The following is a 14,275-nucleotide window of genomic DNA, read 5'->3' as shown; positions in this document are numbered from 1 at the left end:
TTAGATATTTATTTGATTGGATTCTCATTCCTCATACTCCCCATCATCTTCCGTATCCAAGAAATCCTGAGCAGCTTGCAGGTATAAATGAACATCAGAAAATCGGTTCAACAGACTCTCGAAGTACCGGTTTTCTTTGATCGTTGTGATATTTGGAACGGGGCCTTTTTCACGTTCCTTGTTTGCAACTTTTAAAAGGTTTTCTAGCGTTTCCAAAACCGCCCCTTTTCGCTCAAAGTTATGAAACTCATAAGCCTGCTCATTCTTCTTCTCTTGGATTTTCTGCTGACGAGCTTCATTAAAAGTAAGACCTCGGAATCGCTGATCTTTACTGTCCAGCTCCGCAAGCTTTAAGCCATCTGGAGTATCAATGTATATAAAATCGACCAAGTACTCGTTGTATCGACACGGGAATTTAAACGCTTTATTTCGGTTAGCCTTTTGGTCTTGATATCCTACGCCTAGTAGGTAATCACAGTTGTAACGAAGCCCTTTATTTAGAAAAGTAATGCCTTCACGGTGGACGCTTACTTCGCCTTTCGACATTAATTTGCGATATAACTCATGCTCAGGGTAATGAATGGTGTAGCCGGGCCGGTATATTTCAGACCACTCACATAACTTTGAAGGAATAGCTTGTACGCCATCACAAATCATAGAAAGATCAAATGGATATTCTTTAATCAAGCGCTCATTGTTGTGGTAGTTGATATAGATAATTGCAATTATGTAAAGTTCGCGAATCGTTAGGCATGCATGTTTACGAGCAAGCTGTGAAGCGATGTCTGATAAGCTTTTAGTTTGATGGGCCTTGCTTGTTCCTTGGAACAAGCTGGAGAAAAGATCAAATAGCTTTTCAACGTTTGGCTTGTCGTCACCTCGACCAGGACGAGCAAACTTGACCATTGTCTGAAGATCAAATACAGCGCCCTCAGATACTTTATTTTTGAACTCAGCATTATCGACAAAGATAGTTTGAGGAATCCCGTAATACTGCCAACGTATTTGCTTCGTATTAAAGCCAAATGACTCCAAGAATTCTGTTTTATCTATTGCTGAGTTCAGTATCGCTTGGCGAATTGTGTTATAGGAAGGGTTCTCGGTCGTAATGTAAACTCCGATAATGTACTTTGAGAATCGGTCTATCACGAAGTACAGAGTCGCTTTACCAATTTTTGTTCGGCGAGTGCTGTCAAAAACTGAAACAAGCTCCTCAGGAAAAGGCGTTTCGTCTATTTCAAAAACTTGCCCAAAGGCCGTACATTCAGCAAATGCATTACCGGTTCGGCCTGCTTTATCTTTTTTTCGCTCGATCTCATTATTTCTATTTCGATCACGAACAGGAATAATTCCATTACCCTTTTTACGAAAGTGCCATTTTAGCTGGTCTAAAGTTGGGCATTCCGTAGGACCTTTTAAAATAATTCGAAACTCTTCTCCCTCAACAAGCGCTTCTTGCTTACTAAGCTTGACCTTCTTTGCACGATAGAATTTTCGTAGCATTTTTAGGTAAACTTCGGCCATATTTGGACCATTCTTGGTGTTATACCAAGAGTAAGCACGATCCATAGCTTCAATGTCTTGGCTATTTAAAGCCTTTCCTTTTTTACCGTATGAATTAGGACGACCACGCTTCTTATTTTGCTCGGTCTTCTTCTTAGACTTAGCATGAATATTCTTTCCAATTGGTAATGCTAAAGCCGCTATACGCTGCCCGTAGTAGAAATATGCATTCAGAACATCATAGACATATTGCTCACTTCGATTAGATGCCTTTACAACAGATTGAACGAGATCACCTCGGCGGTGATTAGTGAATAATGCATCTAAATCACCTACCAGTGGTTTTATCACTTCATATCGCTCAAGTGCCCGCTGTCGCTGCCTATCAGAAAGGTCATCTAATGCCCTGTATGCTAGATGGTTTTGCTGTATTTCAATGAGATCAACGCAATCATCCTCGATAAATTGACGCATATCCTGGTAGGAGACATAGAATGGAAAAGTTGGTGTTTTGTCATGGTTAATCAGCCAAAGTTTATCCCGATCCTCTTCGATTCGAACGACAAGATAGGAGGTAGACACCTCGACCACACCAAACTCATAAGACTCTTCGGTCTCAGATTTCATCAGACCAACATTTACTTTCAAAGTTAATGGCAGTAAATCGTCATTAGGTTCGTCTTGGATATAGCCTTCGACTAGATCAGTCATTTAAGCGAACCTCTAAATCAGATGCCGCCATCTCAAGCTTTAAAGATTGAGTCCAGTCCCATGTAAGCTTTTTATGCCAAAGGGCGTTGTAAAAAATCCGCACACCAATCCAATTGCTACAGCCAGTTATCTCAGATGCCTCTGAGATTAAATGAGCGGTTTGTTCATTAGGGCTATCAGCAAGAGCACCTGCAAAGTTACTCAACCAGCTTTGAGAAAGCGTGGCTAAATATTGTGGCAAGTCTCGATGGCGATAAAGACGCTCTAAGGTCACACTCAGCTCGGTTCTGAGCTCACTACCTGTTACAAGGTGGTACTTCATGTTGTATTCAAGTGCGTAAGCTTCTTGAAGAGCCAGCTTTTCAATTGTTCGAAAAGACAGGTCATGCTCTTCCTCATGCTTAACTGCAATCACATGGTATTCGTATTCCCCCGTTTCTGGGTTGATTAGCTCGGCAACAAAATCAATCGTTTGGATTGCAGGTGTCTTAACATGAAGATGAGTGGGATGCTTAATCCCAGCCTCATGTGCAACTGACAAACTAAAGTCTAATGGCACTGCGTATTGTTCATACACATCAACTACTAACGGGTTACGAGCAAGATGCAAATACATCCATAGCTCATTTTGTGAAAGCAGATGAACTAAGCGTCCTTGAGTGAATTTATGGGGAATTTTCACTTTAACTCCAGAGCTTCTTATGTCATCTGCTCGCCAGAAAGGTTTGTACATATATCCAGGCTTCAAACTCTGAATGTGTTCTTCATACCACTTTTGCTGCCTCTCAATAGTTACCCCCTTTAGCTTCTTTCCCATCTCACCTAACTCCAAAATGATTGATAGTGTCACTAAAACATACATATAGAATTAGCCAACAAAAGCGTTTCCGTCAAGAACTTTTTAAATCATAAGTATTTGAATTTATTGATATTATTTCGTGTATATTATCTAAAACCATCTGATTTTTTATATACATTTCGAAATAATGAAAAACAAATGGTAAAATTTGTCACTAATTTAAGGCTATTTCATTTCGTGTATAATAAGTCAGATTTTACGTCAGTGAGGATCACAGTCTTGTGATAGGGAAATGTCTTTAATTTCTGATGGTTAGCTGATTTCAAGGGTTGGATTTCGTTTCAGAAAGCCGCATCACCCGAGATAAGGTGCCGCAAAAAAGTAAGATCTTAGGTGTAAAAAAATCAGATTTGGGCCTGAAAAAATGCAGATGTGAGGCGTTGAATAGTCATTTTTAAGACCTAATACCTGTATAATAAGTCCCGTAAATCTCAAAAAATCATGCCAAAAAGGCCTCTTTTGAGCGCTTAAGGACGAGCAAATTGATCCCAAATTACCAAGAAATCATGCGCCCATTCCTTCATTTTCTTAATTTAGATCAAGAAAATGAGTGCAAGCTTCGCGACCTAATTAATCAAATATCGTCTCATTTTGGCCTCTCTGACGAGGAAAGGAACGAGCTTTTGCCAAGTGGTAAGCAGCGAATGATCGATAATCGTGTGGGCTGGGCTCGTACTTATCTGCTGAAAGCAGGCCTTATAGACAGCCCTAAACGAGCTCATTTCGTTATTACAGAACGTGGTAAACAAGCTTTATCTGAAAACGTAGAAATCAATAATGAGTACCTAAAGAAGTTCGACGAGTTCATTGCTTTTAAGAATAAAAGCAATGAGATAGAGAGTGCTGATAACAATGGTGACACGTCTGAACCTCTTGATAATGATGATGACATCACCCCAGATGAAGCGTTACTTAAGGCCTATCACCGTATTAACCAAGCACTTCAAGAAGAGCTTCTAACTCGAACTAGAAAAGTCTCTCCGGCATTCTTTGAGCAGCTACTGATCGATCTACTAATGGCGATGGGGTACGGTGGAACAGGTGAAAGTACCGCTCATGCACTGGGTCAAAGCGGAGATAACGGTGTGGATGGCGTGATCAACCAAGACCCTCTTGGGATAGATCAGATCTACATTCAAGCTAAGCGCTACGCGGCTGGCAACAATGTTAGCTCTGGCGATATAAGGGATTTCTTTGGAGCGCTTAATCTGAAGCGAGCTCAGAAAGGCCTATTCATCACTACATCAGATTTCACTGCCTCTGCTACAAGCACTGCAAGAGACCTTGGATCGCGCATAGTTCTAATTAACGGGCAGCAACTCGCAAAACTAATGTTGCGCTACAACATTGGTAGTCGTAATGAGCAGACTCTTCACCTTAAGAAGATTGATGAAGAGTTTTTTGAAAGGTAATAAGTTCTTAAGTGTGAACTGAAAGATAGCCAAATCTCTGCCATGAGCCTAAATCGGCTCATTTTCCCTGTATAGTTGGAAGAATCCGCTCCAATCTCCGCCGATAATCATTTCACTTTTTAAACAGAACGGAACAACCCAAAGAATTAGCTGTTCTGAAAAGTCGAATCTTGGAAGCGGGCTTTCAAACCCTTCATGCGACGGATAGATCAGCATCATATGACCCGAACCATTTTGGTATTTATGACCATAAGCAAATAGTTGATACAAATCTGACTGCGAAATGCCGTACTTGTCGTTCGAATTGCTTGCCTGTTGATCCAGTAGCTTCCACTTAGTATCCAATACCTGCTTTTGTTGTCCTGTTTCCAACATAAGATCCGGTTTAAGCTGAAACATCTTGGAAGCAACATCAGATTCTACTGGTTTATGGCTTACCAAATAGCGGGAGCTGGCTTGTGCCTTTAGGGATGTCCCTGTCGCAACAACTTTTGACAAAGAAGCTTCCACATATTTCTCGAATAAAACTTCCATTGGAAACAGCAAGGAGATCCCTTTATGTAACCCCTTCTGGAAGTTAGGATTGAGCTTCTCAATAATTAACCGACACCATGGCTGCACTGGCTCATAACCTTGCATCAGCTTATTACTAGCCCATTTATCTAAGTTATGTAGTGGAGAGGCATCCGATGGAATATCAGCCATTAAATGAGACAGCTCATTTGCCACCCGCCAGTTTTCATTGGATTTACAGCAAAGTCTTACCGACTCCAGAGCCGATTTAAGCAATCGGTTTTCAACCCGATTAGGTGAGAACACATCATGCTCGATATGAAAGAGGTGCTGCTTTCCTGGAAGCTGACGCTGCTGTTGGCTGACTTGCAAACGTCCACGAATAAACCGACTTTCTTCCTGAACTCTCTCATAATCAAAGCGAAGCCCCCGCTGAACTAATAGCTGAAGTTCGGCCAGAAATTGGCTAAAAATCCACTCATGCAAAGGTTCGTTCTTACGTAGCAAACTAGCAGAACCGACTACTCTTGGCTTAATGCCAAATGAAGCCAATAACATTCGTTGCAGAATATTTCTGGCTTCCTCTGGGCTTTCAACCCCCAACCGAGTCTTTGGCAGAACCTCGATAGATTCCCCTGAAGGACTCCGCAGAAAGCCAACATAGCTCCCCAGTTTCAGGGAGCGATGACCATTAATAAGAGTCACAGGGGTACTGCCTTTCCAATCCGCAGTGAAATCCTGAAGCCAATCAAATGTTGCTTGAGTAATCACACCACAATCTAAACTTGGTTGGGCCTCTGCATCAGTTGTCAGACGTGCATATTCACGAACCCTGATCATTACTCATGACTTCCAAGAAAAATCCCTTGGTAAGCCTGTGGCTTACTAAAGGCTTCCTGATTTATTTGGTAACGACGGTCAACTAACTCAATAGCGATGTCTGCATTAAATAACTCATCGAGCTTCTTCTCAGATTCACCCAACTGCACAAAGCGGAACTCTTTTGGTTTGCCAATATCATTCAGCACCCAACCAATCTTCTCCCAGTCAGCAAAGAAGTATTCTTGTAGTAATGGAATGACACGTTTTTTGAAAATATCTGAAAGTAAATGAACTTTAGAAGGCTCATCTTTAGCTGATTTCAGCGGCCAAAAGTAGCTGTGGCCAATTAAGTGATCACGATCCAGTAGTACTTCTATTCGGTCATTAATGGTTTGCAGCAAGTCTTGTATAAAAACACCATGAACAGTTACATCTTCCAGCAGTGATGCATCAGGCATTACCTCAACAAATTCAAAGCGGCGACGCAGAGCTAAATCTAACTGAGCTAGAGACTTATCTGCGGTGTTCATGGTGCCAATCACATAAAGATTGGAGGGGACAGTGAACGGCTCTTTAGAGTATGGAAGGATGACTGTTCTTTCATCAGAACCACCTTTGCGTTTGTCTGGCTCCAAAAGAGTAATTAGTTCGCCAAAGATACGCGCCGTATTACCTCGGTTAATTTCATCAATGATAATGACGTGGTTTGGAGATGGTTTAGATTCATCTGTTGAGTCTATACCTGGTATGTGAATCCCTTGACGCTTCACTTCAGAAATCAACGATTTCCAGTTCATACGCCCAAGTGCATAAAGCGTTTTCTGGACCATCCTTTTTCCGCCGTTTAGATGCCGTACATCTAAACTAATACCTTTTACCAACCAATTCACATCACGCACATGTGAATAATATCTGCTGCCTAACTCAGACGCATTAGCATCAAACCGATATTCTGATGTAACAACACCAATAGCTCTGACTGTGTACTGGTCCTTGAAGCAAAGTAGAACGTCACCAACTTTCATGCTCTCACTGAAATCATTCAGAACATTGTGATTTGGGCTTGTCAGACCATTCCAATACTTCTGCTCGTACTCATCACGATCATCCAGTGGTATAGACAGGTCTCCTGTATCATTCCATCCGATTCGCGCCTCTCCGGCATTTATATAATGGTTTCGCATATCGACTTCATCACGACGACCAATGGAAATCTTCCAAATAGTCGGAGACTCGGCTAAGCCCAAAGAATTTTCTCCACCGATAGTTTTGGAAGCCAAGTCAGCAATACGCTTAAAAACACCTTCAGCAACTTTATACGTCAAACTACCGTCATCATCAGACGTTTCTGCACGAATACCTTCAACGAAATCTTCGTATGAAAAGCTCTGATGAAATGTTGCAAAGTCTATACGGCCACGGCTTACCAGATCATCGTATTTGGCTTTAATTGCATCGTGGAGATCTTCATCGACATACTTTTCACATAATGCTTTGTAGACTTCAGGGTCTGTAATTTTTACCGCAAGCTCTGTCGTAGCATAAGTTTTACCTGTGCCTGGAGGCCCATACAGAATCTGGTTTAGTGCGGCTGATGATTTTGTATAAATGGAACCTTGCTCGGATATATTACCTGTCGCTACCCCGTTGCTTGTAACTGGAGCCTGAACAGAGACCGCTGTATTCGTACTTTTTTGAGACTGATTAGCAAACCAAGCTTCATACGAAATTTCATAAATCGGCTTAGTATTTTTTTCCTTCAGCATATCCAGTAGAGCTTTATAACTATTCCAATTATCTGTCGGAATTGAGTAGTTATTTTCCCTCAACCAAGGCTTGGTTTGTCCATCAACCGGAAAGTAATAGTTAGGATCGATGTAAAACAAGCACTGTGTTAACTTTGCAAGGCCTACACTTGGGATACTTAAAACAAAGTCAAATAGCTGTTCATCTATATTTCGTTTTCGAGCTTTATGAAATAACGCCCATAAGCTAGGAATCATTTCGTCGGTGCGCTTTCCTTCATACGGAAATAACCAGACTTTTAATGGCTGAGCGGAAGGCACTCCGTCAAAACCAGTAGGAACAGGAACTTCCCATTCAGTTTGTTTAGCTAGCTCACTAAAAAACTGTAGACGTGTCTGAATACCATATTTCATAAAGGTAGAAAAAAACGTGAAAGGGTCAATTACTTCTAAGGTAGAACGGCTTCCATCCACCAACTTATCTTCTAACCCTTTATCAACGCCAATCGCACGTAAAATTTCTACGAGTTCTGGCTGACGATTTTCATACTTCGAAAGCTTATTTGCTAGTGCGCTAAATGTGTCTATCCAGCTGTAGTCAGCCATTTAAATCATCCTTTTTAATCTGTTTCTTACTCGCTAGAAGCTGTGTAAACGAGTTTTCTAACTTGTTTCGGTGAAGCCGACTCACCGAATTCGTTCTTCGAATGCATTAAGCAGCTGCCCTATCAGCAAGGGCATCGGTTTGATTAAGAGAGCGAGGGTATGCTAAATGCAAACCTACTCCACCAGCTAACTAAGCAACTCTACTAGCTATCTGCCAAGCCATACGATCAGGCAGCTTCATTAAGGATTCTCTCGCCACACTTGAAAACTCAGCATTGCGAGCACAAAGCTGTTGTATTTGAATCAGTTTTTGCTCAGCTTCTGTTCTTTTAGCTATGCTGCCGTTTCTATTGGCTTCGAGAACAGCATGAGAGTAATCATTGTACAAAGCTCTTGTGGTACGCCATGTCTGCATTCTTCTATCGTTTAGAATCCGTTCATCAAGATAGAATCTTTCTATAGTAAATTTTACTCGATCAATATCTACTGCCCCGATGCCATCTTGTGGGACGGGAGCCCCATCATCATTAAAACTTAGTAACAAAACATCGCTTTGCTTTAACGGGTCTAAAAAAAGAGGGATCTCATCACACCATGCGTCTTGAGGCTTCGAAGCCCTAAATCTGTTATCACAGATAGGGAAAAAATTTCCTTTTTTAACGTTTGGCCGACGTTTACACAATCTATAGTTTTTTAGATCAAAGGCTAACCAGTAGTAGCCATTATGATCAACACACTTTGATCCATCTCGCTCTTTAGTTCCTTTCTTTGGTCGAAAATGCTCAACTTCTTGATAGTCACCACCAAATTTTGTTTCGGTAATCCAACACTTCTCAAAGCTCAGATCTGATAGCCATTTTACCAGTTCCTGCTTACGCCAATGCTGCTGATTACTATCAATAATTCGGTGTTTTTCTTTTAATGTCTGAGCTTTCAGCAATTGCTGTGTTATTTGCTCAGCTTCTCTTTGCCATTCAATAATCTCTTGAGGCAGCTCTGAAGGTAAGTCAATTTTAATCATCACCACTCTCCTGGCTGAGAATTTTCTCTAGAAGTTCATCAGTAAACATCTGAAGCTGCTCATACTCTTCAGGAGAAAATGTCGGCTTTCTAAACCGAGGGTTACGCGATAGGGCTTTGGCAAAATTCGAGTAATATGGATTAGGATGAGCTTGAGATATGCCTATCTGATCCAGTTCATCGTTAAGGTCAATAAGCTGTTGAGGAATATCTTCACCCTCTTTCAGTGAAGATAACCATTTATTTCTAGTATCAATTTTATTTTGAAGTTCTTCATTGAGACTAGTCCGAATACCGTAGAGATCCGACTGAATAATAGCTTCAACTCCCATCGTATGAGGATCTATTTCAGGAATCTCTGATATTTTTTTACCCGTTGTACTATCCCATGAAAGAACCCTAACCTGGTCTGCATTTAGTGAAGTCAGCATTAGTGGATCATGGGTTGTAAGTAATATTTGGCTGGAGTCCAGAGCTGATTTTTTTGAGCCTTCAATTTTATGATTGAGAATGGTTTCAATTCTATCGAAGTACTTAAGTTTCCATCTTGGGTTAAGATGGGTATCGGGCTCATCAAGTAGAAATAATGACTCATCATTGCGAGTGAACCGCATTAACCCAAGAACTGTAAGTAGCTGACGCTCCCCTTCGGATAACTGATCAAAGGTGACCTGCTGGCCATTCGTCAATGTTACCGCTACTTCCACATTTTCTAGTAAATCAGCAATATAAGTACTTTCTAAATTTTTAAATAGAGAGGTTGTGTCGGGATATTCATTGGCTAAACCTCTCAACGATTGATCATCTGGAAGAAATAAATATAGCCTTTCTTGATTTTCTGTACGGCCTCTGAAGTCAATAGTTTTCCGCTCCTTATTATCAATAGGTGCTATCGCGTACTTCCACATAGTACTTAGAAAGTCTCTAACAACTCCCCTCGAATACCAAAAACGGGAATCACCTTCCTCTAGCATGATCTGAGACGGCTTGTTTTTATACCAATAGGGCTTTTTGAGACAAAATAAGACGGAATCAAGGGACTGTATTCCGAGATTATTCAAAATTTCTTTACAAGCAGGATCTTTATCAACAAGGAAGGCTAATAAGACAAAGAAACTGTGCACTTCACGGCAATAGAAAAAACGCCGAATTAGTCCATCATCGCCATTAGTTAGCGCGTTATAAAACCGAGTTTGGTGTTTATTAAAAAGCTGCTCAACCCGTTCATTTGTTCCAGAATAATAAGTAAAAATATTGAGAGGCAAGTACTCATTTGCCATTCTTCTCAAATATGAAAACGTCTTTTTTTCGCCATCAATAAACACAACACTCTCGTCTTTTTTGTCCATAAAATACGATATATCAATGTCATGGCCGCGGCATTCATAGCTAATCTCATAATCAAACGACGTAGTATCATCTAAATCTATCGCTCTAAAAATAGAAACAATTAACTCTATTAGATTGGACTTGCCAACTCCATTTACACCAATGATGGTTGTAACAGCTTCGCGTTCACTAAATGTCGTTTCAAAATCTACAAAGCCTTTGTAGTTTGGTATAAATAGCCGCTTTAACTTCACAACGTCTTTCCTTAATTATTATCAGCTATTGCAGGTTCAGGCATTTTCAGATGCCCTGCTTCAATTTCTTTCTTTAACTGTTTATAGAAATCTGGCAGTGAAAGAGCACTCTCCTTCCAAATTTCTTTTGCATCTGCGCTCCCTCCATTTTCCATAACCAAAGAAGATAAAGGAGAGTTTTCATCAACTCTTCCGTGAGCAACAACTAAAACAGTCGATATATTCATACTCTGATTTACCTTCTCTTTATTTCCTACATTTGATATAGGCGATGAGCCCAAAAAGCTGTTCAAAATAGAATCAGTTAGATTAATTTGAGTTTCTCTTACATTATGCAGCTTGGCTTTTAGCTGGTCGCAAATAGCCATTAGCTGATCAACTTTCGCAACAATACGGTGTTGTTCTTCATATGGAGGTAACATTGTCGCTAAATTGGTAACGTCTTCTCTAGATATGCCAGGAATTGCAATCCCTACGCCTTTAGATTGAAAATAATCATACTGTGAGTTCAAGTAGCAATATAAGTACTTTCCATTAACTTGAATTGGGCGTATTGACATCAGCTGACGACTTATAGCAATTGCGCAATTAGCTACATTTAGCTTACCAAGACCGGCCCCTTTACAAGTAATCAGGATATCTTTGGACTCAGCAATCGCTCTTTTTTCAACTGTAAATTTGCTATAGCTCGGATGCACTTCTCCAAACTCTGCTGGCCCAGTGATATAAGGTAGACCACTATCAATTTCACTCTCGCTATATTCGTTAGGTTTTAGGTGCTGCCCAGAAATTAAATGCATGCAGGCTCCTAACCGACACCACACCCACCCTTTAGGCAGTTGAAATAGTTTTTCATCGTCGTTAATCGGCGGTAGTAGTTTCTGTTTTTTGATTTTCTTTTGTTTAACCAGTTCTTCTTTTTCGGTGGCGATGCGTTTGAGTAGCTCGGACGCAGGTTCGTCGTTTGGGTCTTGGGGCACAAGCTTGCCCATCACGGCAAGTTGCAGGATGGTTTGTTTTAGCTGATCGATGCTTTGCTCGGTGGTAAATAACAGATCAAAATGGGCGCTTAGGCGTTGCCAATTTTGCTCTAGTTCTTCGGCACCGCCGCTTTGTAGCAGGGTATCCAGTAGGGTTTGCACCAAGGTTTGATGAGCATCAAGGCTGGATTCAGTTTGCTTTTCCAACTGATCGCACAGTGCCATTAGTTCATCAACTTTAGCTACAATTCTTGCCTGTTCATACTCAGGCGGCATAGCAATAATAGAGTTTTCGAGCGTACCTTTGGTAACATGCTTCAATCCGACTGCACCTTGAGCTGATGAAATCAAGTATGACATACAGCCATTAACTGCTAACTTCATAAACATTAAGTTAGGCGACTGATCGAAAAAAATACAATTATTGATATGTTGATTTAATGCGGCTTCGCCACGCTGCCATACAAAGGCACCAAACGAAGTTCCTGGAGTACCAGACCAACTGATCAAAAAAGACCCATTGTCAATTTTATGGTGGGTAGCTAATTCCCCAGAAAAGTAGTTAAACTCAGAATTTTCATTATTTAAATTCTGAATCCGAACGATAGGAAGACCTTTGTCTGACCACTCTGATGATTTAAAAGCTCTACCATTGTACATTTCAACCAAATGACCGAGCTTGCACCACTCCCACCCTTCCGGAAGTTTAAAGGGCTTTTCGTCTTCGCTAATATCTGGAAGTTTTTTGGGCTTTTTGACTTTGCCTAGTTTAACCAGTTCTTCTTTCTCAGCAGCGATGCGTTCCAATAAGACCGAAGCGGGGTCATCACTCGGGTCTTGAGAAACCAGCTTGCCACGTACCGCCAATTCTAAAATCAGCTCGCGCAGTTTTTTTATGCCATAAAGTTCTCGCTTACTACTGCCACCACGACCTGCACTGGATTTGTCTTTAACCGCACCCGTCCAAAGGTCAATATGCTGGGTAATTAGTGTTTGTATGTTGTGAAGCTCAGCCATTAGCCACGCTCCTCTTCCAAGTCGTCCCGCTGGCTGTTTGCCGTGCTCATTAGCGCATCGCCTAAGATATTTTTCAGCTGTAGGCGCAGTTCGCTGATTTCGGTCTGTTGCTGTTGGTAGGTTGCCAGTAGCTCTTCTGGATCGTGCACTTCCACTGCTTCTTGGTATGGGTTTTTAATATCCAAGTTGAAGTTACGAGCGATGATGTCATCAATGGACACTTTCCACGCTTGGTTGGTCTCAACACGGCTAGCGAAGCCATCTTCTTCCTTGCCCCACCAATCGATTTCCGTTTGAAACTCTTCAAACTTCATCGGTTTGGATTTGTTGTAGTTCTTCACACCTTCTGGGTACGGGTGTTCATAAAACCAAACGTCTTTGGTTGGCTGGCCTTTGGTAAAGAACAGAATATTGGTCTTGATACCGGTGTATGGGTTAAATACGCCATTGGGTAAACGCACGATGGTGTGCAGGTTACATTCTTCGGTCAGTAGCTTTTTGATCTTGGTTTTCACACCTTCGCCAAATAGAGTTCCATCTGGCAATACCACGCCAGCTCGTCCCTTGTCGCGAAGCACCTCAATGATGAGCTGTAAAAACAAATCCGCTGTTTCACGGGTTTGCATCTCCGCTGGGAAGTTCTTTTCGATACCGTCTTCTTCCGTACCGCCAAAGGGTGGGTTGGTGGCGATCACATCAATATCGCTGTCCCAGCTAGAAAGCGGCTTATTAAGCGTATTGCCGTGGCGGATTTGTGAAGGCACTTCGATACCATGAAGCATCATATTGGTGATACATAGCAAATGCGGCAGCTGCTTCTTCTCTACGCCATGGATTTGCTTTTGCAGGGTTTGATGGTCTTCTGCGGTTTTCACGTAGTTGTCTTTAACATGGTCAAAACTACAGGCAAGGAAACCACCTGTGCCCGCTGCTGGGTCCATGATGTTCTCGCCCAACTTAGGATTAAGACGATTAACAATAAACTTAGTCACAGCGCGTGGTGTATAGAACTCACCCGCATTACCCGCGCTTTGTAGGTCACGCAGGATCTGCTCGTAAATATCACCAAACAAATGACGCTCTTGAGAGTCGGTAAAATCAATCTCGTTGAGTTTATTGATCACCTGACGCAGCAAGGTGCCGTTTTTCATGTAGTTGTAGGCATCACTAAACGCCTCTTTCACCACAAAGCCACGCGGGTTTAAATCGCGTGGAGCGTTTAGCGCCTTCATATCAGGAAATAGATCATCGTTTACGAAGTCTAAAAGTTCTTCACCAGTGATACCTTCAGGATCAGCCGCCCAGTTACGCCACAGATAATTCTCTGGAATCGGCGCTTTGTAGTCGTCTAATTCAAATTCTAGCTCTTCTTCTTGGGCGTCAAAGACTTTCAAGAATAGTAGCCAAGACATTTGACCAAGGCGCTGGGCATCGCCGTCTACACCGGAGTCTTTGCGCATAATGTCTTGGATGGATTTGATTACGGTACTGATGGACATAAGAT

9 protein-coding genes are annotated in these 14,275 nt (G+C 41.6%); 1 reads left to right on the top strand and 8 read right to left on the bottom strand.

The window, feature by feature from the left end:
- Window positions 1-24: 24 nt before the first annotated feature.
- A complete protein-coding gene (locus ACXAC1_RS11105; RefSeq protein ID WP_475061521.1) occupies window positions 25-2,214 on the bottom strand; it encodes an integrase catalytic domain-containing protein in 2,190 nt (729 codons plus the stop codon).
- Complete coding sequence (locus tag ACXAC1_RS11100; RefSeq protein ID WP_475061520.1) at window positions 2,207-3,031, bottom strand: TnsA endonuclease N-terminal domain-containing protein; 825 nt, start codon at window positions 3,029-3,031, stop codon at window positions 2,207-2,209. Before ACXAC1_RS11100 ends, ACXAC1_RS11105 begins: the two co-directional genes overlap by 8 nt.
- 524 nt (window positions 3,032-3,555) lie before the next feature.
- On the opposite strand from ACXAC1_RS11100, the gene ACXAC1_RS11095 reads away from it, so the two are divergent.
- The gene (locus ACXAC1_RS11095) at window positions 3,556-4,485 is read left to right on the top strand and encodes a restriction endonuclease (RefSeq protein ID WP_475061519.1); all 930 of its coding nucleotides are present in this window, start codon (window positions 3,556-3,558) and stop codon (window positions 4,483-4,485) included.
- Between the two features lie 48 nt (window positions 4,486-4,533).
- On the opposite strand, the gene ACXAC1_RS11090 is transcribed toward ACXAC1_RS11095, so the two are convergent.
- The 6 genes from ACXAC1_RS11090 to ACXAC1_RS11065 form a co-directional block, all read right to left on the bottom strand.
- The gene (locus tag ACXAC1_RS11090) at window positions 4,534-5,838 is read right to left on the bottom strand and encodes an McrC family protein (RefSeq protein ID WP_475061518.1); all 1,305 of its coding nucleotides are present in this window, start codon (window positions 5,836-5,838) and stop codon (window positions 4,534-4,536) included.
- Window positions 5,838-8,171: an AAA family ATPase gene (locus tag ACXAC1_RS11085; RefSeq protein WP_475061517.1), complete on the bottom strand. Its 2,334-nt coding sequence runs from the start codon at window positions 8,169-8,171 to the stop codon at window positions 5,838-5,840. Before ACXAC1_RS11085 ends, ACXAC1_RS11090 begins: the two co-directional genes overlap by 1 nt.
- Before the next feature lie 190 nt (window positions 8,172-8,361).
- The gene (locus ACXAC1_RS11080; RefSeq protein WP_475061516.1) at window positions 8,362-9,192 is read right to left on the bottom strand and encodes a hypothetical protein; all 831 of its coding nucleotides are present in this window, start codon (window positions 9,190-9,192) and stop codon (window positions 8,362-8,364) included.
- Window positions 9,185-10,774 (bottom strand): AAA family ATPase, encoded by a 1,590-nt coding sequence (locus ACXAC1_RS11075; RefSeq protein WP_475061515.1) that lies wholly within the window; start codon window positions 10,772-10,774, stop codon window positions 9,185-9,187. The genes ACXAC1_RS11080 and ACXAC1_RS11075 overlap by 8 nt, the downstream gene beginning before the upstream one ends.
- Before the next feature lie 11 nt (window positions 10,775-10,785).
- Entirely contained in the window at window positions 10,786-12,771 is a 1,986-nt protein-coding gene (locus ACXAC1_RS11070) for a restriction endonuclease subunit S (protein ID WP_475061514.1), read from the bottom strand.
- Window positions 12,771-14,270, bottom strand: coding sequence for an N-6 DNA methylase (locus ACXAC1_RS11065; protein ID WP_475061513.1), 1,500 nt, complete (start codon window positions 14,268-14,270; stop codon window positions 12,771-12,773). Before ACXAC1_RS11065 ends, ACXAC1_RS11070 begins: the two co-directional genes overlap by 1 nt.
- Window positions 14,271-14,275 lie beyond the last annotated feature (5 nt).

The sequence above is a fragment of the Marinomonas sp. AWM4_232 genome, assembly GCF_056158325.1.
Note: the sequence above shows the minus strand (reverse complement) of the source record. Positions and strands in the feature narration are given on the sequence as shown.

Coding starts and splice junctions, on each gene's coding strand:
- ACXAC1_RS11105 (WP_475061521.1), bottom strand. CDS start 2,214: ATGACTGATCTAGTCGAAGGCTATATCCAAGACGAACCTAATGACGAT.
- ACXAC1_RS11100 (WP_475061520.1), bottom strand. CDS start 3,031: ATGGGAAAGAAGCTAAAGGGGGTAACTATTGAGAGGCAGCAAAAGTGG.
- ACXAC1_RS11090 (WP_475061518.1), bottom strand. CDS start 5,838: ATGATCAGGGTTCGTGAATATGCACGTCTGACAACTGATGCAGAGGCC.
- ACXAC1_RS11085 (WP_475061517.1), bottom strand. CDS start 8,171: ATGGCTGACTACAGCTGGATAGACACATTTAGCGCACTAGCAAATAAG.
- ACXAC1_RS11080 (WP_475061516.1), bottom strand. CDS start 9,192: ATGATTAAAATTGACTTACCTTCAGAGCTGCCTCAAGAGATTATTGAA.
- ACXAC1_RS11070 (WP_475061514.1), bottom strand. CDS start 12,771: ATGGCTGAGCTTCACAACATACAAACACTAATTACCCAGCATATTGAC.
- ACXAC1_RS11065 (WP_475061513.1), bottom strand. CDS start 14,270: ATGTCCATCAGTACCGTAATCAAATCCATCCAAGACATTATGCGCAAA.